The following is a 26,271-nucleotide window of genomic DNA, read 5'->3' on the forward strand; positions in this document are numbered from 1 at the left end:
AGGACGTGTCTGGTTTTGACAGGACGGATTAGCTACGCTGGCCTTCGGTTGCCACGGCCTGCGGCCTCGCAATGACAGGCACTCCCTCTAATGGTCGCTCTGCACGCCCACCGGAATGGCCACGCTCAGCCGGTTCTCCGGCGGCGGCACGGGGCAGGAGTAGCCGTGGTTGTAGGCGCAGGATGGGTTGTAGGCTTTATTGAAATCGATTTGCATCACCGTGGTGCCACGCGGTGGAATGCGCAGGTCGATGTAGCGGCCGCCGCCGTAGCTGCCGTGGCCGTTAGTAAGGTCGGTGAAGGGCAGGAACAGGTAGTCTTCCAGGCCGGGCCGTTTCAGTAAATCGTAGTTCTGGTACACGCTGAGCCGCCGGGGCTTGCCATCGAGCATGAAGCGCAGCTCGCCGTATTTGCGGTAGGTGGGCCGGCGGGCGGTGCTGGTTTCCATGGCGAAAGGCCGGGAGGTGGAATCGCGCACGAAGGTGGCCGCCACGTAGTAGCCGTAGCGGGTAGGATAGAAGGGCAGGCTGGTGAGGGCTTGCTGCTCGGCCGGCGTCAGGGGCGATTCGTTGGGGTTGCGAAATTCCTCATTCAGGGCCTGCTGGAAGGCCAGCACACTGCGCTGGTGCGCCAGCGAATCGAGGCGAAGAGCGACGGTCTGGCCGTGGGCCCGGCTACTCAGCAGGGCCGCCGAAAGCGCAAAAGCGAGAAGATGTTTCATTGCTCAAAGCTACCCAGCTCGCCGCAGCCGGCTATCGTTTCCAACCTTTTCGGCACAGGCTAAGTATCAGCCTGTATTCGGCGGTAGCCAAAGCCGCAGACAATTTCTTTCACCCTTCTTTTTGTCAATGCCATGAATGCTTCCCGCCTTACCCTAATGTTCTTTTTCTTCGCGCTGGCCACCACGCTCACCGGCTGCGACGCCATTGCCGGCATCTTCAAGGCCGGGGCCTATACGGGCATCATCGCCGTGTTTATCGTGGTGGCGCTGCTGTTTTTCATCGTGAACAGAATGCGCGGCCCGCGCCCCTAGTTCGGTCCGCCAATCAACAAAAAAGCGCGGCTCCTGCGAAGGGGCCGCGCTTTTTGCTTTCAACGCAAGCGGTAGTGTTACTCGCTACGCTTGCTGGGCATGGTGCCAATAATGTGGTCCCAAAGCGTACTGCTCACGCCGAAGGCTACCTCATCCTGCCGGTAGTGGTGCTGGCTGTGGTGCGTCCACCACACTTTCAGGAAGTTCTTCGGCGGGGCGTAGGCATGAATGGCGTAGTGCACAAACAGGTACATGGCGTAGCCAAACGTAAAGCCCGACAAGAGCCCAAATGCATAGGAACCAAAGCTGAAGCGGAAAATGAAGAACAGCAACGAGGCCACAAACACCGTGATGATGGGCGGCATGGCCAAGCGCGTCTTGTCCTTGGGGTATTCGTGATGCACGCCGTGCATGGTGTACTGGAACTTGGCCCGGCCCGGCGTAGTGGCCGGAATATGGTACACGTAGCGGTGCACCAGGTATTCCACCAGCGTGAAGGCCAGCAGCCCTACCAGAAACAAACCCAGCGCGCCCAGGCCCGTCATGAAGCCGCGGGTGAGGCCATAATACATGCTCAGGATGCCGGTGATGGCGAAAATGCTCACCGGCAGCGCAATGTGCGTGTGCGAAAGCCGCTCCAGCAAGGGGTTCTGAAACAGCTGCGCCGAGCCTTTGTGCTTGGGCCGCACCGGGGCCGCGGCGGGCGCCGGAGTAGGCATAACGTCTGGTTCTTCGGTGGATACGGATTGCATAAGACTAACGAACGGCGGAATAAAGAAGAAACAAAATTACGATGCCGGGGGCAAAGTGCCGGGCAGGGCAAAACCCGCGCCGGCCAGCTGCGCTACCACGGCCGGCAGCGTGCACGCCGCCGAGCAGCGCAGCCGCGCCTGGGCATAAAACTTCATTCGGGCCGTAAGGGTTTCGCGCAGCCACGCTTCGGCCCCGCCGGCGGCGGCCAGCAACGGGCGTTTGGCCACCTCCTCGGGCGGCAGGCGGGCCGCCAGCACGGCCACCGGCACATCGAGCCAAAGCGTGGGGCCGGCCTGGTTGAGCAGAGCCATATTATCGTGAAAGCAGGGGGTGCCGCCGCCCGTGGCCAGCACCAGCGGCGCCCCGGCGTAGGCCAGCGCCCGGCGCAACACCGCCGATTCTATTTCCCGGAACCCGGCCTCGCCCTCAGTGGCGAAAATTTCACGCACGCCGCGTCCGGTCTGGGCTTCAATGGCAATGTCCAGGTCGAGAAACGGGCGGTTGAAGTGCGCGGCTAGCTGCCGGCCCAGCGTGGTTTTGCCCGCGCCGGGCAGGCCCACGAGGCTCAGGTGGCCGGAGCCGCCGGGTATCAGAGCGTCTTTGGGGAGGGAAGAGGGCACGGGGTTTAGAAGTCAGGTAGGCAAAAGAACGTCATGCAGAGCGCAGCGAAGCATCTTGCCCGCCACCAGTAATTCCTTACGATTGGGTTTAGTAGTGGCGGGCAAGATGCTTCGCTGCGCTCTGCATGACGTTCTTTTATTGACGTTCGACCTACCCCAGCTTCACGCGCGGGTCGAGCACGGCGTAAAGCACGTCCACGGCAATATTTATCACCACAAACAGCGCGGCTACGAACAGCGTGGCACCCATCACCACCGGGAAATCGAGGTTTTCGACGGCGCGGAGCGTTACCGTGCCCAGGCCTTTCCAGTTGAAGATGTATTCGATAAAAAACGCGCCCGCCATGAGCGAGGCCAGCCAGCCCGAAACGGCTGTTACGACCGGATTGAGGGCGTTGCGCAGGGCATGGTGCAGCACCGTAGCCGCGCGGCTCAGGCCCTTGGCGCGGGCTGTGCGGATGTAGTCCTGGCTCAGCACATCGAGCATGCTGGAACGGGTGAGCTGCGTGATAATGGCCAGCGGCCGGATGCCCAGCGCCACGGCCGGCAGCAGCAAATTGCGCAGCACCAGGTGCCGCTCACCCGTGAAGGGGTCGGTTTCATAGAGCTGCCCGGTGAGACTCAGGCCCGTCCAGTGGCTCCAGTAAAAGCCGAACGTGACGGCAATCAGAATGGCCGCCACGAACGACGGCACTGAAATGCCCAGCACCGAGGTGCTCACCAGCACCCTGTCGAGCCACGACTGCGGGCGCAGCGCCGCCGCTACCCCAAACGCCACGCCGCCCACGCTGGCAATGAGCATGGCCGCCAGCGCCAGCCAGGCCGTGCCGGGAAAATAATCGAGCAGGATGCGCAGCACATCCTTGTTGCTTTGGAAGGAGCGGCGCAGGTAGGGCGTTTTCAAAACCAATGCCTTGGAGCCCAGCGGCAGCACGGCCACGCCGCCATAGCGCGCCCGGCCAGCTGAGTCGGCGGGGTGCAGGCCCAGGGGCGATACGTCGTTCAGGTAGCCGAGCAGGCGGGTGGGCAGGGGCTGGTCGAGGCCGAGGTCGGCGGTGATGGCGGCTTTGGTAGCCAGGTCGGTGCGCTGGCCGGCCAGCAGGGCGGCGGGGTCGCCGGGCAGCACGTTGAAGAGCACAAACACCGTGCAGGCCACGCCCACCAGCACGAGCAGGCCCTGGCCTAAGCGACGGAGGATGAAGGCGAGCATAAGTAGGAATTAGGTTTTTCGTCTGTCATCCTGAGCGCAGCGAAGGACCTTATCAGGTTCGAACGTTACCTGTTCTTCGGTGATAAGGTCCTTCGCTACGTTCAGGATGACAGGCTCTTTTAGGCTTAGTTATTAACCACTATTCCTTCAGCACCTTTTCCACTTCCCAGAGCGCGGGCAGGTCGTGGTAGTGGTACTTGGCTTTTACCACGCCGTTTTGCAGCACCATGAGGCCGGGGTTGGAGCGAATCATGGATTTAAGCACGGTGGCATCGGCGAAGTAATAGGGGCCGGCCAGGTTCACATCGTGGCGGAACGAGTCGAACTTGGCCGCGCTGGTGCTGGTGATGGTGAGGGCCGTGATGCCGCGGCGCGACTTGGCGGCGCCTTCCATCAGGGCGTTGATGGCCTCAAACCGGTCGCGGTCCGTCTTGTTGGTGTTCTGCACGATGAGCACCAGCTTGCTGCCTTTCAGCAGCTCCTGGGTATAGGAGTTGCCCTCGGCGTCGGACACCTCGAAGTCGGTGATAACCGGCGTGGAGGTTTTCGGATTCAGCGACTCCATGGCCTTGTATTTCCAGGTGGTGTCGGTGGGGTAGGCGTCGAACTGCTTGGTTTCGCCGTTGCGGGTCATCGTGTAGCGGTAGCGGGCGGGCTCGGCGGGCTTCATGAGCTGGCCGATGTTGTTGCCCACTTTGTAGGGCAGGAAATCGAAATAGGGCAGGTGGCCCAGCGCCCGCACCCCAATGCCGATGGCAATGGCCGTGGCAAACGTCATCACCATGATGCCGAAGGTGCCCTGCACAAACGAGTGGCGCAGAAACCGTTGGTGCGTGAACACCACGAACCACAGCACGAGCAGGAACATGTCCTTGGCAAACGACGTCCAGGGCGTGAGCTTGATGAAATCGCCGAAGCAGCCGCAGTCCGTCACCTTATTAAAGGCCGCCGAATAGAACGTGAGGAAGCCGAAAAACGTGAGCAGCCCCAGCAGCACCCACAGGGTAACTTTCAGGTGCCAGCGGAGCAGCAGGGCCACGCCCAGAATCACCTCCAGCGAGCTGAGCACGATGGACAGCGTGCGCGAAATGTTCTTGAACCACATGAAGAACCCTTCCAGCGCCGGCACCGAAACGGAAAATACTTCGAAGTATTCTTCGAGCTTGTAGGCCGTGCCCACCGGGTCGTTCAGCTTGATGAGGCCGGAAAAAATGAAGATGGCGCCCAGCACAAACCAGCACACGCGGGTGACGGTGCGCAACAAGTGAGGGGCCGGGGCAACAGCAGGGGCGGAGCTAATGGTGGACATAAGAACAAAGTAAGCCGGTGGCAAACGCGCGGGCAACGCCCAATGTTTGCATAAAGGTCGGGCCGGAAGTTGAAAGTCCTGCGGGCGCTGTTCTGCCGTGTCGCCTCACCCCCGGCCCCTCTCCCCAAGGAGAGGGGAACCGGATGCCAGCTTTTCCAGAGCTCACCTCCTCTCCCTGAAGAGAGGGGGCCGGGGAGTGAGGCGCCACACCAGAACGAGCCGCAGCTACCGCCCAGCTACCACCTCCGCATACCTACTCCGGGCCAGAAACGCCTTGGCATCGCGGATGCTCAGGATGTCGGCCAGGGCCTGCTTCTTGTCGGTGGCCTGCTTATAATAAGCCTGCACGATGCGGTAGCCCACGTAGTAGCCCAGGTCGCAGGGCTTCTCGGGGGTTTCCTGGTTGCCGTTGGCCATCCAGTTGTCGGGGTTGGTACCGAGCATTTCCTTTTGGAAATCGGCCCATAGCTGTTTTTCGTGGGCGTTGCCGTAGGGGTGCAGGCGAGCGTTGGTGATGTGGCCGGTCACCAGCTCGGCCACGAAATCGGCCATGCCCTCGTTCAGGGCGTAGCTCAGTAGGGTGCCATCCTGCGGGCCTTGGTTGCGGTGCACCAGTTCGTGCACCATCAGCGAAGGCATTTCGGCCACCGGGGCGCAGCGGTTGCGTTGCACCAGGCTCAGCTCCGAGGTGTTCACGCCCGGGCCGTTGGCCGTTTGGTCGGCCCCGATGAGCAGGCCGGCGTCCGACACGGTGCCGCCCGACACCCAGCCGCCCACCACGAAGTAGATGTTCTGGAAGCGCACCGCCGGGTACAGCTCCTGGAAATGCCGGAAGGCGGCCACAATCTTCGGTTTCTCGCTGGCAATGGCCAGCGTGGTGGGCCGGATGGAGTTATAGTAGTTGGGTCGTTGCAAAATCCGCTTCGTGAAGAACTTGTCGTCCTTGATTTTGAGGTCATAATAATCGCGCAGGCCCGCCGAGGCTTTGTCGAAATACTCGCGCCGGAAAACGGCCCGGGCCTGCGCCGTATCGCGTCGGGCGGCGGCGTAGGCGGTCCAGAAGTGGTCGATGTCGGTGGTGGTCAGCCGCACATCCTCGGGCCGGCGGATGATTTGCTTTTCCTCCAGCTGGCGGGCGCGGGCCAGCAGCTTGGGCCACTGCCTGTCGGCGTGCAGCAACTCTAGGTCCGAGTCGGTGCTAATCTGCTTGCTGTTCACGTAGCCCGCGTCAATGGCCTTGCGCAGGTTGGTCAGGGCGTTGGGCGCGTCGTGCAGCAGGCTGTAGTAGCAGGCAATGTTATAGAGACTCACCGCCTTGTAGCGCGGCTTGGCCGTGGGCTCGTTTACCACCCGTTGGTAGGCGGCAATGGCAGCCGGGTAGTCCTTCTTTTTGCTGGCTTGCTGGGCGATGGTGAGCAGCGAATCGGCGTGGGTAGTAGTCTGGGCCGCCGCAGTGAAGGCAATGCCAATAAGGAGTAGCAGAAGCAGGAAGGGTTTCATCGTAGTTGGCGTTGGCGTGTGCCGGTAAGATGCACAGATGATATCAGCGGTTGCCTAAAAGACGGTCATGCTGAGCGTAGTCGAAGCATCTCTACCGCACAACTAATCAATTTTAGTGTTGCGGTAAAGATGCTTCGACTACGCTCAGCATGACCGTCTTTTTTAGCAGGATTACAGGATTCTCTGCGGGCGCCCTACTTCTCCCCCCGCAAAATCAACGCGAACACGGCGTAGTTCAGCATGTCGCGGTAGCTGCCTTCCACGCTTTCGCTCACCAGCGCGGCCCCGCCGATGTCTTCGAGCTGCTTCACGCGGTGCAGCTTCATGAGTATCAAATCGGTGATGCTGGCCACGCGCATCTGACGCCAGGCCTCGCCGTAGTCGTGGTTTTTGGCCAAGAGCAAGCGGCGGTTTTCGGCGGCTTCGTGGTCGTAGGCGGTGGCCACGGCGTCGGGCGTCATGTCCAGCGGCGTGTCCTTGGGCAGGTGCAATTGCATCAGGGCAATGAGGCAGTAGTTGATGATGGCCACGAACTCCTCGTTCACGTCATCGGCCACGAGCTGCACGCCGGTTTCCTGAATGGTGCGGATGCGGTTGGCCTTGATAAAAATCTGGTCCGTGACCGAGGGCAGGCGCAGAATGCGCCAAGCCGTGCCGTAGTCGTGGGTTTTGGCCAGAAACAGGGTGCGGCAGCGGGCCAGCAGCAGGTCGTAGTGGTCGGGAGTGGTCAAGCGGTGGGCGACGACTTAATATTGTCATCCTGAGCGCAGCGAAGGACCTTATCACGTCCACGCTACATGGTTGGGCAATTCCCGAAGCACGCAGCCGTGATAAGTTGCTTCGTGCCGGACGCTAGATAACAGCACGACAAAGTAAACTTATGGCTCCTCAGCATTCACCCCGGCAACTATTCAATGCATCCCTGCATTCGCCCCACGGCCGCCTGCTCAGCCTGCACCGGCCGCAGGTAATGGGCATTCTCAACCTCACGCCCGACTCCTTCTTCGCCGATAGCCGCGTGGCCTCGGAGCGCGACCTGCTCACCCGCGCCGAAGCCATGCTGACGGCCGGCGCCGCCGTGCTCGACCTCGGCGCCTACAGCACCCGCCCCGGCGCCGACGACATTTCGGCCGAAGAAGAAACCCGCCGCCTGCTGCCCGCCGTGGCAGCCCTGCGCCGCGAGTTCCCCCAAGCCTTCCTCTCGGCCGATACCTTCCGGGCCGCCGTGGCCGAAGCCGCCGTGCACGCCGGCGCCGACCTGGTGAACGACGTAGGTGGCGGCACCCTCGACCCGCAGATGTTTGCCACCGTGGGCCGCCTGCGCGTTCCCTATGTGCTGATGCACCTGCGCGGCACCCCCCGAACCATGAGCAAACTCACGCATTACGAAGACGACCTGGTGCTCACGCTGCTGCGCTACTTCCGCGACGGCGTGGCCGCCCTGCGCCAAGCCGGCGTGGTCGACATCGTGCTCGACCCCGGCTTCGGCTTCGCCAAAACCGCCGCCCAGAGCCACGAACTGCTGCGCCGCCTGTCCGAACTGCAGATGCTGGATTTGCCCGTGCTGGCCGCCTTGTCTCGGAAGAGAATGGTGTACGGCCCCCTCGGCCTCGGCCCCGAAACGGCCCTCAACGGCACCACAGCCCTGCACATGGTGGCCCTGCAGGGCGGCGCCCGCCTGCTGCGCGCCCACGACGTAGCTGAGGCCCAGCAAACCATAGAATTATTTGCGCATACCTTTCCAATGGCGGAATAAAGGCCGTAATTTGAGGGACGAAGCCTTGCCGTGCAACCGAGGGGCTCCGATGCACCCCTTTCCGGGAAAGAAACCGAGCTACTTCTTTTCCTGCTACCCTTTATTCGCCCCGCCCATGTCCGGCCCGTTCCCCATCAATTTCCTGCATTTCGGCTGGATTGACGCGGCCGACGTGCTCCTGGTGACGGTGCTGTTGTACCAGTTGTATAAGTTGTTGCGCGGCTCGGTGGCGCTGAACGTGGCGTTGGGGCTCGTGTCGTTCTACGTGCTATATCTGTTGGTGAAAGCCACCGGCATGGAACTGCTGACCAAGATTCTGGGGCAGTTTATGAGCGTGGGCGTGCTGGCCAGCATTATCCTGTTTCAGCAGGAAATCCGGCGCTTTCTGCTCAACGTGGGCAAGGCCACGGCCCTGGAACGGGTGCGCGGCTGGAGCTGGGGCCGCCCCTCCGAGGCCGCCCCGCTGGCCGTGGGCCCCTTCGTGGAAGCCGCCAAAAGTCTCTCCAACAAATACACCGGCGCCCTCATTTGCTTCGCGCAGGCCTCCGACCTCACGGCCTTTGCCGAGTCCGGCGACCGGCTCGACGCCGAAATCAGCAAGCGCCTGCTGCTTTCCATCTTCAACAAAACCTCGCCCCTGCACGATGGCGCCGTCATCATTGCCGGCGGCCGCATTCAGGCCGCGCGCTGCATCCTGCCGGTGAGCGAAAACCCCGACGTGCCTGCTTCGCTGGGCCTGCGCCACCGCGCCGCCATCGGCCTGAGCGAAATCACCGACGCCGTGGTGCTGGTGGTGAGCGAGGAAACCGGCGCCATGAGCCTGGTGCACCACGGCGAAGTGTTCCGCAACCTGGCCACCGCCGAGCTGCGCACCCGCCTCAACGAGTGGCTGCTGAGCAGCGCCGCCACCCCCGCGGCCGCTTCCCTCAAGCCGGAAGCGGCGGCCTAGGCCCGGGCCGCCTGGCCCGCTGTAACTTGCGTTTTCGGAAACCGTGCGCGAAAATCCAGCCACCAGAATTGGGCATGAGATGGCGTAGCTGATATTTAGTAATTATGCTAATAATCAGCGGTTTGATAATTTGCTAAAAGGTTTTTGGACCGGCGCCTGGCAATGGCAGAATTAGGTTTCTGGGCTTTTCGGATTTACTTTTCTCCAGATGTTCGGTCCGACCCGCCGTTGGCCGTGGCGTTTGGGGGCTTCTTTTCATTGCCCGCAGGTGCTGCCACCCGCCGTGCGCTTATCCCGGGCCGTTGCTTTCTACCACCCGTAGAGTTTTCGTTTTCCGCCACCCTTTTCCTCTTCACCCACCTCCGTATTCACTCACTTTTACCTTCAGTTTTCATGCACAAAAATTTACTTCGCGAGCCGCAATTCCTGCGGCTTGGCACCCTCGCGCCCGGCAAGCGGCTGGCACGGCTCCTGGGCGTGGGCGCCTTGCTGCTCGGCAGCTTCGGCGCGCAGGCCCAGCTCTCGGGCACCAAAGCCATTCCGGGCTCGGGCAGCACCGGCTACGCCACGCTGACGGCGGCTATTGCCGACCTCAACGTGCAGGGCGTGGGCCCCGGCGGCGTCACCTTCAACCTGGCGGCGGGCTACACCGAAACCTTTGCCTCGCCCACGGCGGGGTCCATCACGGCCACCGGCACGGCGGCCAACCCCATCATTTTCCAGAAAGCGGGCACCGGCGCCAACCCCACCATCACGGCGGCGGTGGGCAATTCGCCCACGCTGGACGCCATCATCGGCCTGCAGGCGGCCGACTACGTGACCTTCGACGGCCTGACGCTGGTGGACCCGGCTTCCAACGGCACGGTGAACACCCAGATGGAATGGGGCTTCGCGCTGCTGAAAACCACTTCGCCGGCCGTGGACGGCTGCCAGAACGTGACGATTCGTAACTGCACCATTACGCTGCAGAAAGGCACCGTGACGTCGGGCATTTATTCCAACAGCCACACGGCCACCGCCCTCGCGCAGGTGGTGCCCACCACGGCGGCGGGCACCCACTCGAACAATAAGTTCTACGGCAATACCATCAGCGGGGTCAACAACGGCATTTATGTATCGGGCTACGCGGCGGCCAGCCCCTACACCTACTACGACCAGAACAACGAGGTGGGCAGCGTGGTGAGCGGCACCGCGGCCACGGGCAACACCATCACCAACTACGGCACCACCACCACGGCCTACGGCATCTACGCCATTTACCAGAACGGCCTGAAGGTGCAGGGCAACACCGTGGATTCGGCCCCGACGGGCGCGGCGGTGGCCCCCACCAGCACGCTCTACGGCATTTTGGTGAGCACGGGCGGCAGTGCCGACTTGTTCGGCAACACCGTGCGCCTGACCACCAACACGACCACCTCGACCACCTACGGCATCCAGAACGGCAGCGGCGGCAACGCCACCGGCGGCACGGTCAACATCGCCAACAACAGCCTGACGATGACCTCGGGCACGGCCACGTCGGCCACGTTCTATGGCCTCTACAACACGGCTTCGGTGGCCAACCTGAACATTTCGGGCAACACCCTCGACAACTGGAGCCGCACGGCGGCCACGTCGGGCTCGAACTACATGCTGTACGTGAGCACCGGGGCCAGCGCCACCCAGAACGTGTTCAACAACACGGTCAGCAACTTCAACACCACCGGCACGTCGTCGTCGGTGTACAGCATTTACGCCTTCAACAACTCGGCGGCGGCGGTGCAGTTCTATGGTAACACGGTGCAGAACATCAGCACCGACGGCAACACCGTGTACGGCATGTACCTGAGCAGCGGGGCTACGCTCGACGTGTACCGCAACCGCGTGTCGGGCCTGACGGCCAACGGCGCCAGCGGCTTCATCTACGGCATCTACACCTCGGGCGCTACCACCAACGTCACCAACAACATCATTGGTGATTTGAACACGCCCACGGCCTCCAGCACCTCGGCCCTTTCGGGCCTGTACCTGGGCGGCGGCACCACGGTGAATGCCCAGTACAACAGCATCTACCTCAACGCCAGCAGCTCGGGCACCAACTTCGGCACCTCGGGCATCTACTACACCTCGACATCGACCACGCTGGTCACGCTGCGCAACAACGTGGTGGTGAACAACTCCACGCCGGCCGGCACGGGCACTACCGTGGCGCTGCGCCGCTCGGGCGGCACGGCGGGCGCCGCGCCCGTGAACCTGACCAGCGCCACCAACAACAACCTCTACTACGCCGGCACGCCCGGCACGGCCAACCTGATTTACGGCGAAGGCACCAGCCCCGTCACGAACGGGCAGCAGACCCTGGCCGACTACAAAACCTTCGTGGCCGGCCGCGACGCCAGCTCGGTGACCGAAAACCCGCCCTTCCTGAGCACCAGCGGCACCAACGCCAACTTCCTGAAGGTGAGCACCACCACGCCCACCCAGATTGAGAGCGGCGGCGCGCCCATCAGCGGCATCACCACCGACTACGCCAACCTCACGCGCAGCACCACCGCCCCCGACCTGGGCGCCTTCGAAGGCACCTACCAGCCGCTCGACCTGACCGGCCCGCTCATCGCGGGCGTTACGCTGAACAACACCACCAGCACCGCCAACCGCACGCTGGTTGTCACTATTTCGGACCCCAGCGGCGTGGCCACCGGCACCAACGCCCCGCGCCTGTACTACCGCAAGGGCACCACGGGCGCCTTTGTGTTTGTGAACGCCACCAGCGTGAGCGGCAGCAGCTACACCTTCACCCTGAACTACGCGCTGCTGCCCGGCGGCGGCGTGGCCCAGGGCGACCTGATTCAGTACTACGTGGCGGCCCAGGACCTGGCTACGGCCGGCAACGTGAGCACCAGCCCCGGCGGCGGCAGCGGCGCCACGCCCCCCGGCAGCACGGCCCCGGCCAACCCCGGCTCGTTCCAGATTGTGGGCAACATGAGCGGCACCTACTACGTGGGCACCTCCACGCCGCCCGCCGGCACGCCGGCCAGCCGCGTGTTTGCCACCCTCACGGCGGCCGCCAATGCTTATAACATCAACACCCTGGTGGGCGCCACCACGTTCTTGCTGCTCGATGCCACGTATTCGACGGCCGAAACCTTCCCCATTACCTTCACCAACAACCCTGCGGCCTCGGCCACCAACACCCTGCTGGTGAGCCCCGCTCCGGGCGTGAGCCCGGTGGTGACGGGCACCAGCGGCGCCCCGGCCGTGGTGCTACTCACCGCCGCCCGCTACATCACCCTGGACGGCGCCAACACCACCGGCGGCACCACCCGCAACCTCACCCTGACCAGCACCAACACCGGCGCCAACGCCGTGGTGTGGGTGGGCAGCCAGGGCGCCAGCGCCGGCTCCACCAACATCACCGTGCGCAACCTCAACGTGGTGGGCGGCAGCATGAGCAACAGCGCTTCGTTCGGTATTTATGCCTCGGCGGCGCCCTCGGCCGCTGTCACTGTGCCCAGCGCTTCGACCTACGGCGACGACAACGACAACCTCGTGGTGCAGAACAACGCCGTGACCACGGCCTACGAAGCCATTTTTGCCCGCGCCAACGGCGTGGCCACGTCCTACGACGGCCTGCAGATTGTGGGCAACCGCATTGGCGCGGCCCCCACGACCACGGGCACGGTTTCGGCCGATAACGTGATGTTCCGCGGCATCGACCTGCAGGGTGCTACCGCGCCGCTCGTGTCGCGCAACACCATTCTGGGCATGGACGGCACGGCCGCTTCCATCAACATTGCCGGCATCGAGCTGAACACCAACGTGACCGACGCCGTGGTTTCGCGCAACGCCATTTCGGGCCTGCGCCAGCTGAACACCGGCGGCTGGGGTGCTTACGGCATCAACGTGAACAGCACCACCAACGTGACCAACGCGGAAATTTCGAACAACGTGATTTCCGACATTCTAACGGCGGCGTACACCAGCGGCACCACCTACAACCCCTTCGGCATTCGCCTGGCGGGCGGTACGGGCATCAAAATCTACTACAACACGGTGGGCCTGGCCGGCTCGATTACGCCCACTACCAACTACTCCAGCCCCAGCAACATCAGCGCGGCCCTGCTGGTGACCACCAGCCTGGCTACGGGCCTGGACGTGCGCGACAACATCTTCGCCAACGCCATCACCACCTCGGCCGCCACCAGCACGGTGAAATCGTACAGCGTGTACTACTCGGTCGCCAGCTCGCTGAGTGTCAGCGACTATAACGACTATTACGTGAGCGCCCCCCGGGGCGTGCTGGCCTACGTGGGGGCCGATGTGGCCACCCTGGCCGCCCTGCAAACCGCTACCGGCAAGGACGTGAACTCGCTGAGCACGGACCCGATTTTCACGTCGGCCACCAACCTGCTGCCGGTTTCGCCGGCCGTAGCCAGCGCCGGCACCCCGCTCAGCGTGACGGTGGACTTCACCGGCGCTACCCGTTCGGCCACGGCTCCCAGCCTCGGCGCTTACCAGTTTGCACCCCAGGCCGTGGACGTGGCCCCCAGCGCCCTGGTTTCGCCGGTTAATTCGGCTACTTCCACCTGCTACGGCGCCAACACGCCGGTGACGGTGCGGGTGCGCAACCTCGGCACGAGCGTGCTCAACTTCGCCACCAACCCGCTCACCGTGACGGTGGTCATCAGCGGCCCGAACAGCTCGACCCAGACCCTGACCCAAACCATCAGCACGGGTACCCTGGCCTCGACGGCCACGCAGGACATCACCCTCACCAGCTTGGCCGACTTCACGCCGCTGGGCAGCTACTCCTTCGCCATCCGGGCCACCGTGACCGGCGACGCCGTGACCAGCAACGACCTGCTCGCGCCCGCGCCCACGCTCAACGTGGCCGCGCCGGTGGGCGGCACCTTGTCGCCGGCTACGTACTCGCTGTGCGTGAGCGGCACGGCTTCACTGGCCCTGGCCGGCGCGGCCAACGGCAGCATCCAGCTGCAAAGCAGCAGCAGCGCCACGGGCACCTTCACGGACGTGGCCGGGGCTACTGCAGCCACCTACACCACGCCGGTGCTCACCAGCACCACCTACTACCGCGCCAAAGTGAGCTGCGGCACCAACGTGGCGTACAGCAACGTGGCCGTAGTGACGGTGAACAACCCGGTGATTTCGGCCGCACCCTCGCCCCTGACGGTGTGTGCCGGCGGCACGGCTTCGCTCACGGCCACGGTGCCCACGGGCATCAACGTGCGCTACTTCACGGCCGCTACCGGCGGCACGGCTGTGGGCACGGGCAACCCCTACGTGACGCCCGCCCTGACGGCCAGCACCACCTATTATGCTGAGGCCTTTGCGGGCAGCCAGGAATATGTGGGCGCTGCCGCCTACAACAGCTCCGGACAAACCCCTCAGACGGGCGGCGCGCTGTACTTCACCGCTACCGCTCCAACCACGATTACCAACGTGACGGTGTACCTCAATGCCGGTCAGGCTGCTGGTACCGTTACCATCGACCTGCTGGCCGGTAATACCACGAGTGGCGCCGTCGTCAACGGCCAAAGCACGGCCTTTGCCGTGCCCGCTGGCCCGGCTACCGGCGTAGCGCCCTACGTGATTACGCTCAATTATGCCATTCCGGCCGCCGGCCAGTACGCGCTTTACCTGCGCTCGGCCACTCAGGGCGGCCTGGTGCGCGACAGCGGCGGCTCGAACTCCACGGGCTACCCCTACACCTCGCCGAGTGGCTTGATATCCATCACCGCCCCGAGTGTGACGACCTACTATTACTACTTCTATAATTGGCAGATTGGGACGGAGTGCGTGAGCGCCGCCGCCCGCACGCCCATTCAGGTGAACGTGACCCCGGGCTTGGTGGCCACGCTGGCTTCCAACGCCGCCAGCATCTGCGGCCGTTCGCCCTACACCCTGGCGGGCAGCATTGCCGGCACGGCCACGGGCGGCACCTACACGAGCAGCGGCACGGGCGTGTTCACGCCCAGCGCCACGGCGCTCAACGCCACCTACACGCCTTCGGCTGCCGACGTAACGGCCGGCACCGTAACCATTACCCTGACCCCCACCGGTCCGGCCGCGGCCTGCACCCAAACGGCGCGGGCGGTGCTCAGCATCACCACGCCGCCGAACTCCTCGTTCAGCTACCCGGCGGGTACGTATTGCACCAACTCGCCGGTGACGGTAGCGCCCATTCTGGCGCCCGGCGCGGTAGCTGGCACGTTCTCAGCTTCAGGCGTGGGCCTGCGTATTGACCCGGTAACGGGTGTGATTACCCTCACCAACACCAATATCGACGGCACGTTCACCATCACCAACACGGTGACCGGCACGGGCGCTTGCAGCACGGGCGCTACGTCTACGGCCACGTTCGATGTCATCTTTGGCCTGGGTCGCCCCGTGCTCACGGCCACTGCGCAGACAGGTGGCGCGGTGCTGCTGAGCACGCCAGCCCTGTCGGGCGTGACGTACCAGTTCTACCTGAATGTGGGCAGCACGGCCACGCCGGTGGGCGCGCCTACCCCCACGGGCTCGCTGCAGTTGCCGGTGGGCTCGCCGTCGGGCTCCTACACGGTGGTGGCCTCGACGACGCAGTGCACGTCCCTGCCTTCGGCAGCGGTAACGGTGACGGTAGCCACGGCCACGGGCACGGCCACGCTGGCCGGCGTAAGTCTGCGCGTGTTCCCCAACCCCACGGCCGACGGCCAGCTGAGCATCGAGCTGAGCGGCATCAATGCCAAAGCTTCGCAGCTCACGGTGCTGAACGCGCTGGGCCAGGTGGTGCACACCGGCACGGTGGCCGCCGGCACGGCCCAGCTCAAGCTTAGCCACCTAGCGGCGGGCGTCTACACCTTCCGGGTGCTGACGGAGCAGGGCGTGCTCACGCAGCGCGTGGTACGGCAATAGCCCTCGCGCTTCGGCGCATCAAAAAGCCCCGCTGGCATTGCCAGCGGGGCTTTTTTTGTTCGTTAGCGAAAGCTGAAACGGCAGCTTTTATCGGGCTGCGCCCGGGGCTGGCTTCACGGCGTGTTCGTCACCACCTGGCCGCTCTGGGGCGCGGCATCAGCAGCGGCGCGGTCCTTCAGGGTACCTAGGTCGCGGCCTACTTTGGTGAAGGCGGCAATGGCCTTGTCCAAGTGCTCCCGATTGTGGCCGGCGCTGAGCTGCACCCGGATGCGGGCCTTGCCCTGCGGCACCACGGGGTAGTAGAAGCCCACCACATAAATGCCCTCCTTGAGCATACGGGCCGCAAATTCCTGGGCCAGCTTGGCGTCGTAGAGCATCACGGGCACGATGGGATGCTCGCCGGGCGTGATGTCGAAGCCGGCAGCGGTCATCTTCTCGCGGAAGTACTTGGTGTTTTCTTCGAGCTTATCGCGCAGCTCGGTGCTCTCGGTCAGCAGCTCCAGCACACGCAGGCTGGCGCCCACAATGGCCGGCGCCAGCGTGTTGGAGAACAAATACGGACGGCTGCGCTGGCGCAGCATGTCGATGATTTCCTTGCGGCCCGAGGTGAAGCCGCCCATGGCGCCGCCCAGCGCTTTGCCCAGCGTGCCGGTGATGATGTCGACGCGGCCCATCACGTGGCGGTATTCGTGGGTACCACGGCCGGTTTTGCCCAGGAAGCCGCTGCTGTGGCACTCGTCCACCATCACCAGGGCCTGGTATTTATCGGCGAGGTCGCAGATTTTGTCGAGCTGCGCGATGGTGCCATCCATCGAAAACGAGCCGTCCGTCACGATGATGCGGTGGCGCGTGCCCTTGGCCTGAGCGTCCTGCAGCTGCTTTTCGAGGTCGGCCATGTCGTTGTGGGCGTAGCGGTAGCGCTGGGCCTTGCACAGCCGCACGCCGTCGATGATGCTGGCGTGGTTGAGCGCATCCGAAATAATGGCGTCCTGCTCGTTAAACAGCGGCTCGAATACCCCGCCATTCGCATCAAAAGCGGCGGCGTAGAGAATGGTGTCCTCGGTGCCCAGAAAATCGGCCAGCTTGGCTTCCAGCTCCTTATGAATGTCCTGCGTGCCGCAGATGAAGCGCACCGACGACATGCCGTAGCCGTGCGTGTCAATGGCTTCCTTGGCCGCTTTGATGACTTCGGGGTGCGAGCTGAGGCCCAGGTAGTTGTTGGCGCAGAAGTTCAGCACTTCGCCGGCTTCGTCGGTTTCAATCTCGGCGCCCTGGGGCGAGGTGATGATGCGCTCCTTCTTGAAAAGGCCGGCGTCCTTGATTTCCTGAAGCTGCTGGGTGAGGTCGGGCTGGAGCGTGGCGTACATAGGCGGGTTGGGGAAGTGGTGGGATAGTGGATTGAGACTCCAAAGATACCGGGCCGGGCCGGCTGCCGTGGTTGCTCGACAAATACGTGTTTGGGTGAACAAGACAAGCGCCGTTGCCGAAAGTTGTAACCTTAGTCCGGTACCGACGTTAAGCTAATTAAATTAGTCTTCCTCTCCCAATAAATTTAGTTATATGAAAATCTCAGTTGACAAAGGCCAGGACAAAGGCTTCCTGCCCGACGGCCGCCACACGGTCGAAATCACGGCCATCGAAGAAGGCGTGAGCGAGCACCAGAACGTGCCGTTCTTCGCCGCCCGCATGGAAAACGAGGACGGGTTTGTGTCGCAGCGCTTCTACAACTCCGAAGCCGGCCACCCCATCATCCTTCAGCTTTACTCGGCGGTCGGCATCAAGCCCGAAGCTGGCAAAGACCTCGACACCAAGCAGCTGGTGGGCAAGCGCCTCTCGGTGGAAGTAGGCGACCATTCCTACGCCGATGCCGCCACCGGCAACGAGCGCAGCGTGCGCCAGGCCACGGGTTTCCGGGCAGCGTAGGGAAGCGCGTCATTCCTAATCGGTAAGCCGCTGTTCATTTAATTGGACAGCGGCTTTTGCTTTGAGCCGCTATTATTTCCGCGCCGGCTCCCGCGCCAGAAACGCCTGCACGCCCTTGCGTCCGCTGTCCATCAGCTGCTTTTTCTGGGCGTCCGAAATGCGCTTGATTTTGGGGCTGAAGTTCAGGAAGTCGATGTTGATGGTGCGCTGGCGGTCGGCGGGCTGCACGGGGTTGAGGTTTTCGAGGGCCACGGTGTAGAGGGCGGCCAGGTAGGAGTTGAAGTCCTGGATGTCGTAAGGGGCGAGCTGTTGGCGGCCGGTGGGAGAGGTGTCGAGCGGAATCTGCTCGGCGCGGTCGAGGCGCAGGCCCAGGGTTTCGGGGTTGTAGACGTGGCCGCGGGCGTCGGTGGGGCCGGTGAAGCCGGCGGGCAGGTAGCGCGGGTAATCGAACAAATCGACGGGGTAGTTGGCCAGCAGGCCGCCGTCCACGAGCACCTGCATGGGCTGGCCGGGGGCCGGCTCGCCGGTCACTATATTGCCCTGCGCATCGAGCAGCACGGCCCGGAAATAAAGCGGAATGCTCATGCTGATGCGCACGGCATCGGCCACGCGCATGGTGGGGTTGGTTTCGTAGCTGAACACCTGCACGCGCTGCAGCGTGAGGTTGGTGCCGGTGGTGTAGAGGTCGCGGAAGCGGCCGGGGTCTTTTTGCGCCAACTCGTGCAGTTCGGCCAGCGTGAGGTTGGGCTGCTGGGTTTTGCGGGCCACCAGCTCGCTGAGGTAAGTGGCAAACTCGTCGCCGCGGTACCAGCCGTACTGCGTGATGAGCCGGTGCGTGCCCCCGAAAAAGATGAACCGGCCGTCATTCAGCCGCTGCACGGGCGTAGCATTCACCACGTCGATGATTTCCTGGGCCGAGTAGCCCACCGCCAGCAGCGCCGCCTGAATGGCCCCCGCCGAAGTGCCACCCACCCGCCGCAACTCGCGCAGCAGCCCGCGCTGCTCCAGCTCCTGCAGGGCGCCGCCGTAGGCAATGCCGCGGATGCCGCCGCCCTCCATCACGAGGTTGCGGTAGGGCGGGACGGGGGCGGTTTGGGCGTGCAGCGTGGCACTGCTCAGCAGCGCACCAAACAGGAAAAGCAGGGAAGTCAACCGGGTCGTCATCTGTCCAAAGATACCGTGGGCCCTGACTAGCCGCTGTCTGCGCTAAACAGCCTAGTCCTGCTCCCTGGCAAAGTCGCGCAGGAGCTGGGCCACTTCGGGGCAGGGCGGCGCGGTGAGGCCCACGGCGGCGGGCCGGGGCAGGCATTGGGCCACCCTTTCCAGAAAAGCCGCGTCGACGGCGGCGTAGGCCAGGGGCCAGCGGCCAAAGGCGCGCAGCTCGATGGGGCCGTAGGAGAGCGTAGTCACGTCGTAGTGCCGCTTGTCGTCGTTGATGCGGGCGTAGAGGTCGCTCAGGACCGGCTCGGGGCCTTCCAACAGCTGCAGAAACTGCCCTTTGCCATACAGTAGCATGCCGGTGATGCGCGCCTGCTGGTTGTAGAGGCGGGCTTTGCGCACGAGCGTGGTGAGGGTCACTTCGTGCACGGCACGGGAAGCCTCGCTGCGGTAAAGCAGCGAGTAGAGGGTGGAGGGTTCGGGCATAGGACAGGGCGCCCTGGTAGGAGCGCGCAAGCAACGTGGAAGTTGACAATACGTAGCAAGCCACGCTTGGGCTGCAATACGCCCGGTATCTTTGCGCCCAAACTCCCATCCCGCCCCCTCACTTACCGCGCTCCATGACTGCAACTCCCGGCGATACTGATACTTCTGTTTTACCCGGCTCCGTGCTGGTTATTGGCGCCTGCGGCCAGCTGGGCCTGGAGCTGGTGGCCGCCCTGCGCCAGCGCTACGCGCCCCATCTGGTAGTAGCGGCCGATGTGCGCCCGCCCAAAAACCCGGATTTGCTGGCCGGCGGCCCCTTCGAATTGCTCGACGTGCTCGACCGCACCCGCCTCGACAAGCTCATCCGCCAGTACCGCCCCAAGCAGATTTACCACCTCGCCGCGCTGCTCTCGGCCACGGCCGAGAAGAACCCGCTCTTCGGCTGGCAGCTGAACATGGACGGCCTGCTCATCGTGCTCGAAGCGGCCGTAGCGCACGGCGTGGCCCAGGTGTACTGGCCCAGCTCCATTGCCGTGTTCGGGCCCGACACGCCGCGCGATAACACGCCGCAGGTCACCATCATGAACCCCAACACGGTGTACGGCATCAGCAAGCTGGCCGGCGAGCAGTGGTGCGAGTGGTACCACCGCAAGCACGGCCTCGACGTGCGCAGCCTGCGCTACCCCGGCCTCATCGGCTACAAGAGCCTGCCCGGCGGCGGCACCACCGACTACGCCGTCGACATCTACCACCGCGCCGTGGCCGGCGAAAACTACGAGTGCTTCCTTGAGGAAGACACGTATTTGCCCATGATGTACATGCCCGATGCGCTGAAAGCTACGCTGGACCTCATGCACGCCCCGGCCGAGCAAATCAAAGTGCGCACCAGCTACAACCTAGGTGCCATGAGCTTCTCGCCGGCCGAAATCACGGCCAGCATCCAAAAGCACGTCCCCGATTTCGAAGTAACCTACAAGCCCGACGGCCGCCAGCAAATCGCCAACTCCTGGCCCGCCAGCATCGACGACTCCAAGGCCCGGCAGGACTGGGGCTGGCAGCCCGATTTCGACCTCGACAAGATGACGGCCGACATGCTGCTGCATTTGAAGCAGATGCAGTCGGCGTAATGTGTTAAAAGTTGAAAATAAAAAGCCCGTCTGGTTTGCCAGACGGGCTTTTATTTTCTTAAGATTATTCAGAAAAACTCTTACTCTACTTGCAAACGGCTGGTGGCCGCGCCGCAGCGCACCACGTACAGGCCGGGCGCGAGGCCGGTTATGTCGAGGTAGGCAGAGCTGGTCCGGGCGGCGAGGGGCTGCCGGGCTACCTCCCGGCCCATGGCATCGAATAGCAGCAGGCGGGCCGAGGCATCCAGGGGCGCTGTCCAATCTGCCCGCACCAAGCCCCGCGCCGGATTGGGACTAAGCGTAAATGTCGCAATGCCCGCGGCGGGGCGAGCGGCCGTGGCCAAGCCGCTCAGGCGGGCCACGAAGCTGCTGCGGTTGCCGATGGTATTGCTCAGGACGGTGATGCTGCCAAAGGTGGCCGACTGTTGGAAGGTGCCCACCAAGGTAGCGCTGCCCGCTTTCAAGGCCACGGCCGCTACCTGGTCGTCACCGGGGCCCCCGCCGCGCACGGCTTGCGTCCAGGTACCCGCAGGGCTCAGGGTGGCGGCAAATACATCACCTAGTTGGGTGCTGGTAAGCACGGAGGGCCCAAAGCCAACGTTGCCTGCGAAAAAGCCCACCACCGTAGCATTGTTGGTGGCATCAACGGCCAGGGCACTGACGCCGTCGTCGCCGGCAGCACCGGCGCGGGTGGCCTGCGCCCAGGTACCGGCGGGCGTCAGGCGGGCCACAAAAACGTCGACCCCGCCCGCGCTGGTCAGGGTGGTGGCGCCAAAGGCGGTGGTACCAAAAAAGACCCCGCCCACCACGGCGTTGCCGGCCCCGTCCAGGGCCAGCGCGTCGGCGCTGTCGCTGCCACTGCCGCCGGCCCCCACGGCCTGCGTCCAGGTGCCGGCTGCGCTGAGCCGCGCCACAAACAGGTCCACGTTGGAGCTGGTGCCGGCGGTGATGGTGATGGGGCCAAAAGTGGCGCTGCCCTGAAAATAGCCCGCCACTGTGACGTTGCCTGCCGCATCAATCGCCAGCGCCCGAACGGTGTCGTAGTTGGGGCCGCCGGCGCGTACGGCCGTCGTCCAGGTGCCCGCCGGATTTAGGGTGGCCACGAAAGCATCGGCGCTGGCACCACCGAACGAGGTGTTGGCGTTCGGCAAAGTGGTGGTGCCAAACGTGGCGGTGCCGGCGTAGTAGCCGGCCACCACCGCATTGCCGAGGGGGTCGAGAGCCAGCGCCGTGGCCACGCCACTCACCTGCGGGGCCGTGGCCATTGTCCAGATGCCGCTGCTGTTTAGCCGGGCCACAAATACTTTGTCGGGCGAAGACGTGCTGCTGGTAACGTTGGTGAGGGTGAAGGAACCAAAGTTTACATTGCCGGTGTACGAGCCGGCCACCAGCACTGCGCCCTCGCCGTCGATGGCCAGGGCGTGGGGAATGACACTGCCATTGCCGCCCACCCGCACAGCCGAAACCCAGTTGCCGGCCGGGCTTAGTTTGGCGATGAACAGGTCGGTGCCGCCGTTGCTGACGAGGCTGATGGCCCCGAAGTTGGCCGTGCCGTGGAAATAGCCGGTCACCACCGTATTGCCACCCTCATCCACCGCCGCAGCGGTGGCCATCGAAGCGTCGTTCGAGCTACCCATGACGACGCTGCTGGCCCATTGCCAGGTTTGGGCGCGCAAGGGGCCAGCACCGGCCAGCCAACTGAAACTAAAAACGACAAAAAAGACTGTTTTCCAACGGGTAGCCTTGGACATGAAACAATGGTAAGGAGTGGCCAAATATACTGCGCGTCAGGCACCTTTGGGACGGCAACAGGCTGTTCGCTGTTTTGACGAAGCTAGGCCTGTTGGCTAGCGGCGGTGGCTGCTACTTGCCCCACTTTCGCAGCCCGCCGGCCCTGCCGCCAAAACGCCAGCCCCACCGCCAGTCCCAGCGCGCCCTGCATCACCACCGTGTGCGGCGCCCCGATGTGCCGAGCCAGCCAGCCCACCAGCAGCGCCCCCAGCGGCTGAATGCCCTGGAAGGCCATCACGTAGTAGCTCAGCACCCGGCCGCGCATGTGGTCGTCCACGTTGGTCTGGATGGCCGTGTTGGTGCCCGCAATGAAAAGCATCATGCCCGCCCCGCCCAGCGTGATGAACACCAGCGCCAACGCCAGTTGCGGACTGAGCGCAAAGGCCAACACGCTGGCACTGAACACCAGCGCCGCGTAGGTGATGAGTTGCGTGCGGCGCCCGCCCGCCGGCTGCGCGGCCAGGTAGAAGGCGCCCACCAGCGAACCCAGCCCCGACAGGCTGTTCAGCCACCCAAAAGTGCCGGCTTCGCCGTGAAACACGTCCTTGGCAAACACCGGCAGCAGCGTGCCAAAAGGCATCACGCAGAAGCTGATGCCGGCCATCAGCAGAATCTGGCGGCGCAGGATGGGCGCCTGGCGCAGATAAGCCCAGCCCTCGCGCAAGCCTTTCCAGGCGCTGGGGCGGTGCGCCCGCGCCGGACGCGGCGCAATGCGCATGAGCAGCAGCGAGGCCACCACGGCCACAAAGCTCGCCGCATTTACCACGAAGCACGGCCCCTCGCCGAAGCGCGCTAGCAGCAGCCCCGCCACGGCCGGCCCCACCAGCCGGGCCAGGTTCACCATGGTCGAATTCAGGGCAATGGCGTTGGGCAGATGGGCGCGGTCGTCGACCAGCTCCACGATGAGCGACTGCCGGGCCGGAATGTCGAAGGCGTTGATGGTGCCCAGCAGCAAACTCAGGCCCGCCACGGCCCAGGTGGCGTAGTGCCCGCTCAGTACCAGCCAAGCCAGCACGCTGGCCTGCACCAGCGAGGCAATCTGGGTGATGAGCAGCACGCGGTAGCGGCTGTAGTGGTCGGCCACGGTGCCGCCGTAGGGCGAGAGCAGCAGCGTCGGAATCTGCCCGCAAAACGACACCAGCCCCAGCAGAAAGGCCGAATGCGTGGCATTATAAACCAGCCAGGCCACGGCCAGCCGCTGCATCCAGGTGCCAATGAGGGAGACGGACTGGCCGGCGTAGTAGAGCCGGAAATTGCGGTGCTGCAGCGAGCGAAAAACCTCGGCCACGGGCTATGCTTTCTGGGCGGCCGAGTCGGCCTGCTCGGCGGCTTTGGCCTCGGCCATGCGGTTGCCGCCGGGGCGCTGGGGCACGTTGAAGAGCAGCGAAGTAGCCCACGGCACCAGGAAGCAGGCCACCGTGAGCACCGTCAGGGCCACGTCGGCGGCTTCGCCTTCCAGCGCTTCACTTACGGGGTGGCCGGGCAGGAAGTGGCTCACCAGCGAGAGCATGAGCTTGAGGCCCAACAGGGCGATGACCACGAAGGCGGCCGTTTCCAGAAACGGGTACCTGCCCATGAGCAGCACGAACGCCTGCGCCACCAGCCGCATGGCCAGAATGCCGATGAACACGCCCACACAAATTAGAATCAGGTTGTCGGTGAAGGCCACCACAGCAAACACGTTGTCGATGCTGAAGGCCAAGTCCATCAGTTCAATCAGCGCTACGGTGGCCCAGAATTTCCCCACCAAACCGAGCGTGTTGCGGTAGAACCAGCTCTTTTCCTTGTCGATGGTTTCGTCGTCGTGCGCGGGCCGGGCCTTGAAGTGGCCGTACGCCAAGTAAAGCAGATAGAGCCCGCCCAGCGGCTTCAAAAACCAGAACTTGATAAGAAACGACGCAAACACGATGCACACGCCCCGGAATACATAAGCCCCGATGATGCCGTAGCGCAGGGCCTTGTGCCGCTGTTCTTTGGGCAGGTCGCCCACCATGGTGGCCAGCACAGCGGCATTATCCACCGAAAGCAGGCTTTCGATGATGACCAGGTTGCCTACGATGGCCAGCGAGGCCAGCGGATTGTTGATAATTTGCTCGATGTACTGGTTCACGGCGGGGAAGCTAGGGTAGCTGGGTAACGAGGCGGCAGGCGGAAAGATGCCAGCAGGCACTAAGTACAAAAGAACGTCATGCCGAGCGCAGCGAAGCATCTCGCGTAGCGGTAACTCAATCGTTGAAACGGTTTTGGTTACTGCTGCACGCGAGGTGCTTCGGCTGCGCTCAGCATGACGTGCTAATATTCAGAGACTAATGATGCCCAGCAGCAGCGAGGTTATCAGCATCACCAGCACCGTGCCGCCGGCCCACTTCAGCGTAAAGCGCTGGTGCGCCCCAATATCGACGCCCGCCAAACCCACCAGCAGGTAGGTAGAGGGCACCAGTGGGCTCAGCAGGTGCACCGGCTGCCCCAGCAGCGAAGCCTTGCCCATGGTGGCCGCCGAAATGCCAAACGCCGACGCCGCCTTGGTAAAAAACGGTAGGATGCCGAAGTAAAACGCATCATTCGACATGAAGAAGGTGAGCGGCGCGCTCACCAGCCCCGTCAGCACCGGGAAGTGCGGGCCCAGCGACTGCGGCACCAGCGCCACAAACGACTGCGCCATGGCGTCCACCATGTGCGTACCGCCGAGAATGCCCGTGAAAATGCCCGCTGCAAACACCATCGCCGCCACCGACAGCGCATTGCCCGCGTGCGCCGCAAACCGCTGCCGCTGCTGCGACAGATTCGGATAATTTAGCACCGCCGCCAGCGCAAAGGCCAGCATAAACAGCACCGGCAGTGGCAGCAGCTCGCGCACCAGCGCCACCATCAGGGCAATGGTGAGCAGGGCATTCAGCCATAGCAACTTGGGCCGACGCAGGGCCTTTTCTTCGGGTGAGATTTCCAGGTCCGGCACTTCGGGCAGCGGTTGGGATAACCCGGCGGCCAGGCCGTAAACGACGGTTTTGGCAGCTTTCGCTTCATTGAGATGCTCCAGCCCCAGGCGTTTCCGTTCACGCTTGCCGAAGCGCCAGGCCACGAAAAACACCCACACCAACCCCGCGCCCATAGCCGGAATTAGCGGGTTGAAAAGCTGGGTGCTATCTAAATGCAGCACGCTCATGGCGCGGGCCGTGGGGCCGCCCCAGGGCAGGATGTTCATCACGCCCCCCACCAGCATGTTCATGCAGGTCAGTATCAAGGGGCTGATGCCTAGGCGCCGGTAGAGCGGCAGCATGGCCGTGACTACGATGATATAGGTGGTGGCCCCGTCGCCGTCGAGCGACACCAGCAGAGCCAGTAGGGCGGTGCCGACGATGATTTTCAGCGGGTCGCCGTGGGCCACGCGCTGGATGCGGTTGATGACCGGGTCGAACAGGCCGGCGTCCGTCATCAGCCCGAAATACATGATGGCAAACACCAGCATGATGCCCGTGGGCGCAATATTCTTGATGCCGTCGAGCATCATCGGCCCCATTTGCCCACCGAAACCGGTGAGCACCGCAAACGCCACCGGCACCAGCAGCAGCGCCGTAATGGCCGAAAGACGGTTCGTCATAATCAGCACCATGAAGGTGAGAATCATGGCAAAGCCAGCGAGTGCGAGCATGGTGGTGGGTTGGTGGATGAGTGGATTGGTGGATTAAAAAAGAACGGTCATGCTAAGCGTAATCGAAGCATCTCTACCGCTTCGTTGCGCGGCTCACCAACCCTAGGGCAACGA

At 63.7% G+C, this 26,271-nt stretch carries 20 protein-coding genes; 6 read left to right on the forward strand and 14 right to left on the reverse strand.

Annotation, left to right across the window (positions count from 1 at the left end):
* Positions 1-87 precede the first annotated feature (87 nt).
* Positions 88-720: a DUF1684 domain-containing protein gene (locus Q4S41_RS00415; protein ID WP_305029159.1), complete on the reverse strand. Its 633-nt coding sequence runs from the start codon at positions 718-720 to the stop codon at positions 88-90.
* Between the two features lie 156 nt (positions 721-876).
* Here Q4S41_RS00415 and Q4S41_RS00420 point away from each other — a divergent pair, with 156 nt between their 5' ends.
* Complete coding sequence (locus Q4S41_RS00420) at positions 877-1,032, forward strand: hypothetical protein (protein ID WP_305029160.1); 156 nt, start codon at positions 877-879, stop codon at positions 1,030-1,032.
* Positions 1,033-1,109: 77 nt separating this feature from the next.
* On the opposite strand, the gene Q4S41_RS00425 is transcribed toward Q4S41_RS00420, so the two are convergent.
* From Q4S41_RS00425 to Q4S41_RS00450, 6 genes are all read right to left on the reverse strand, one after another.
* Positions 1,110-1,784: a sterol desaturase family protein gene (locus tag Q4S41_RS00425; protein ID WP_369811233.1), complete on the reverse strand. Its 675-nt coding sequence runs from the start codon at positions 1,782-1,784 to the stop codon at positions 1,110-1,112.
* Positions 1,785-1,820: 36 nt separating this feature from the next.
* Entirely contained in the window at positions 1,821-2,405 is a 585-nt protein-coding gene (locus tag Q4S41_RS00430) for a shikimate kinase (protein WP_305029161.1), read from the reverse strand.
* Positions 2,406-2,556: 151 nt separating this feature from the next.
* Positions 2,557-3,615, reverse strand: a complete 1,059-nt coding sequence (locus Q4S41_RS00435) for an ABC transporter permease (RefSeq protein ID WP_305029162.1) — start codon at positions 3,613-3,615, stop codon at positions 2,557-2,559.
* A 139-nt stretch (positions 3,616-3,754) separates the two neighbouring features.
* Entirely contained in the window at positions 3,755-4,924 is a 1,170-nt protein-coding gene (locus Q4S41_RS00440; RefSeq protein WP_305029163.1) for a BT_3928 family protein, read from the reverse strand.
* Positions 4,925-5,149: 225 nt separating this feature from the next.
* On the reverse strand, positions 5,150-6,424 hold the full coding sequence (locus tag Q4S41_RS00445) for a gliding motility protein GldB-related protein (protein WP_305029164.1): 1,275 nt from the start codon (positions 6,422-6,424) through the stop codon (positions 5,150-5,152).
* A gap of 194 nt (positions 6,425-6,618) precedes the next feature.
* On the reverse strand, positions 6,619-7,155 hold the full coding sequence (locus Q4S41_RS00450; RefSeq protein ID WP_305029165.1) for a DUF1599 domain-containing protein: 537 nt from the start codon (positions 7,153-7,155) through the stop codon (positions 6,619-6,621).
* A 149-nt stretch (positions 7,156-7,304) separates the two neighbouring features.
* On the opposite strand from Q4S41_RS00450, the gene folP reads away from it, so the two are divergent.
* The 3 genes from folP (at position 7,305) to Q4S41_RS00465 (ending at position 16,023) form a co-directional block, all read left to right on the forward strand.
* Positions 7,305-8,180 (forward strand): dihydropteroate synthase, encoded by an 876-nt coding sequence (folP, locus tag Q4S41_RS00455; protein ID WP_305029166.1) that lies wholly within the window; start codon positions 7,305-7,307, stop codon positions 8,178-8,180.
* 115 nt (positions 8,181-8,295) lie between these two features.
* On the forward strand, positions 8,296-9,129 hold the full coding sequence (gene cdaA, locus Q4S41_RS00460) for a diadenylate cyclase CdaA (protein WP_305029167.1): 834 nt from the start codon (positions 8,296-8,298) through the stop codon (positions 9,127-9,129).
* Positions 9,130-9,522: 393 nt separating this feature from the next.
* Positions 9,523-16,023, forward strand: a complete 6,501-nt coding sequence (locus Q4S41_RS00465) for an Ig-like domain-containing protein (protein ID WP_305029168.1) — start codon at positions 9,523-9,525, stop codon at positions 16,021-16,023.
* A 113-nt stretch (positions 16,024-16,136) separates the two neighbouring features.
* Here the strand turns inward: Q4S41_RS00465 and kbl are convergent, their stop codons facing one another.
* Positions 16,137-17,390 (reverse strand): glycine C-acetyltransferase, encoded by a 1,254-nt coding sequence (gene kbl, locus Q4S41_RS00470; RefSeq protein WP_305029169.1) that lies wholly within the window; start codon positions 17,388-17,390, stop codon positions 16,137-16,139.
* A 193-nt stretch (positions 17,391-17,583) separates the two neighbouring features.
* On the opposite strand from kbl, the gene Q4S41_RS00475 reads away from it, so the two are divergent.
* Entirely contained in the window at positions 17,584-17,946 is a 363-nt protein-coding gene (locus Q4S41_RS00475; RefSeq protein WP_305029170.1) for a hypothetical protein, read from the forward strand.
* Positions 17,947-18,018: 72 nt separating this feature from the next.
* On the opposite strand, the gene Q4S41_RS00480 is transcribed toward Q4S41_RS00475, so the two are convergent.
* Positions 18,019-19,110, reverse strand: a complete 1,092-nt coding sequence (locus tag Q4S41_RS00480; RefSeq protein ID WP_305029171.1) for a patatin-like phospholipase family protein — start codon at positions 19,108-19,110, stop codon at positions 18,019-18,021.
* Positions 19,111-19,161: 51 nt separating this feature from the next.
* Positions 19,162-19,590 carry a BLUF domain-containing protein gene (locus Q4S41_RS00485; RefSeq protein WP_305029172.1) on the reverse strand — a complete coding sequence of 143 codons (429 nt, stop codon included), beginning with the start codon at positions 19,588-19,590 and terminating at the stop codon, positions 19,162-19,164.
* A gap of 134 nt (positions 19,591-19,724) precedes the next feature.
* Here Q4S41_RS00485 and Q4S41_RS00490 point away from each other — a divergent pair, with 134 nt between their 5' ends.
* Entirely contained in the window at positions 19,725-20,717 is a 993-nt protein-coding gene (locus tag Q4S41_RS00490) for an NAD-dependent epimerase/dehydratase family protein (RefSeq protein WP_305029173.1), read from the forward strand.
* A gap of 80 nt (positions 20,718-20,797) precedes the next feature.
* Here Q4S41_RS00490 and Q4S41_RS00495 read toward each other — a convergent pair whose 3' ends face one another.
* From Q4S41_RS00495 to Q4S41_RS00510, 4 genes are all read right to left on the reverse strand, one after another.
* Positions 20,798-22,468: a hypothetical protein gene (locus tag Q4S41_RS00495; protein ID WP_305029174.1), complete on the reverse strand. Its 1,671-nt coding sequence runs from the start codon at positions 22,466-22,468 to the stop codon at positions 20,798-20,800.
* Between the two features lie 83 nt (positions 22,469-22,551).
* Complete coding sequence (locus Q4S41_RS00500) at positions 22,552-23,796, reverse strand: MFS transporter (protein WP_305029175.1); 1,245 nt, start codon at positions 23,794-23,796, stop codon at positions 22,552-22,554.
* A 3-nt stretch (positions 23,797-23,799) separates the two neighbouring features.
* Complete coding sequence (locus tag Q4S41_RS00505) at positions 23,800-24,618, reverse strand: TerC family protein (RefSeq protein WP_305029176.1); 819 nt, start codon at positions 24,616-24,618, stop codon at positions 23,800-23,802.
* A 189-nt stretch (positions 24,619-24,807) separates the two neighbouring features.
* Positions 24,808-26,157 (reverse strand): CitMHS family transporter, encoded by a 1,350-nt coding sequence (locus tag Q4S41_RS00510; RefSeq protein WP_305029177.1) that lies wholly within the window; start codon positions 26,155-26,157, stop codon positions 24,808-24,810.
* Positions 26,158-26,271 lie beyond the last annotated feature (114 nt).

Source organism: Hymenobacter convexus (assembly GCF_030580955.1).
In the GTDB taxonomy this organism is placed as follows: domain Bacteria; phylum Bacteroidota; class Bacteroidia; order Cytophagales; family Hymenobacteraceae; genus Hymenobacter.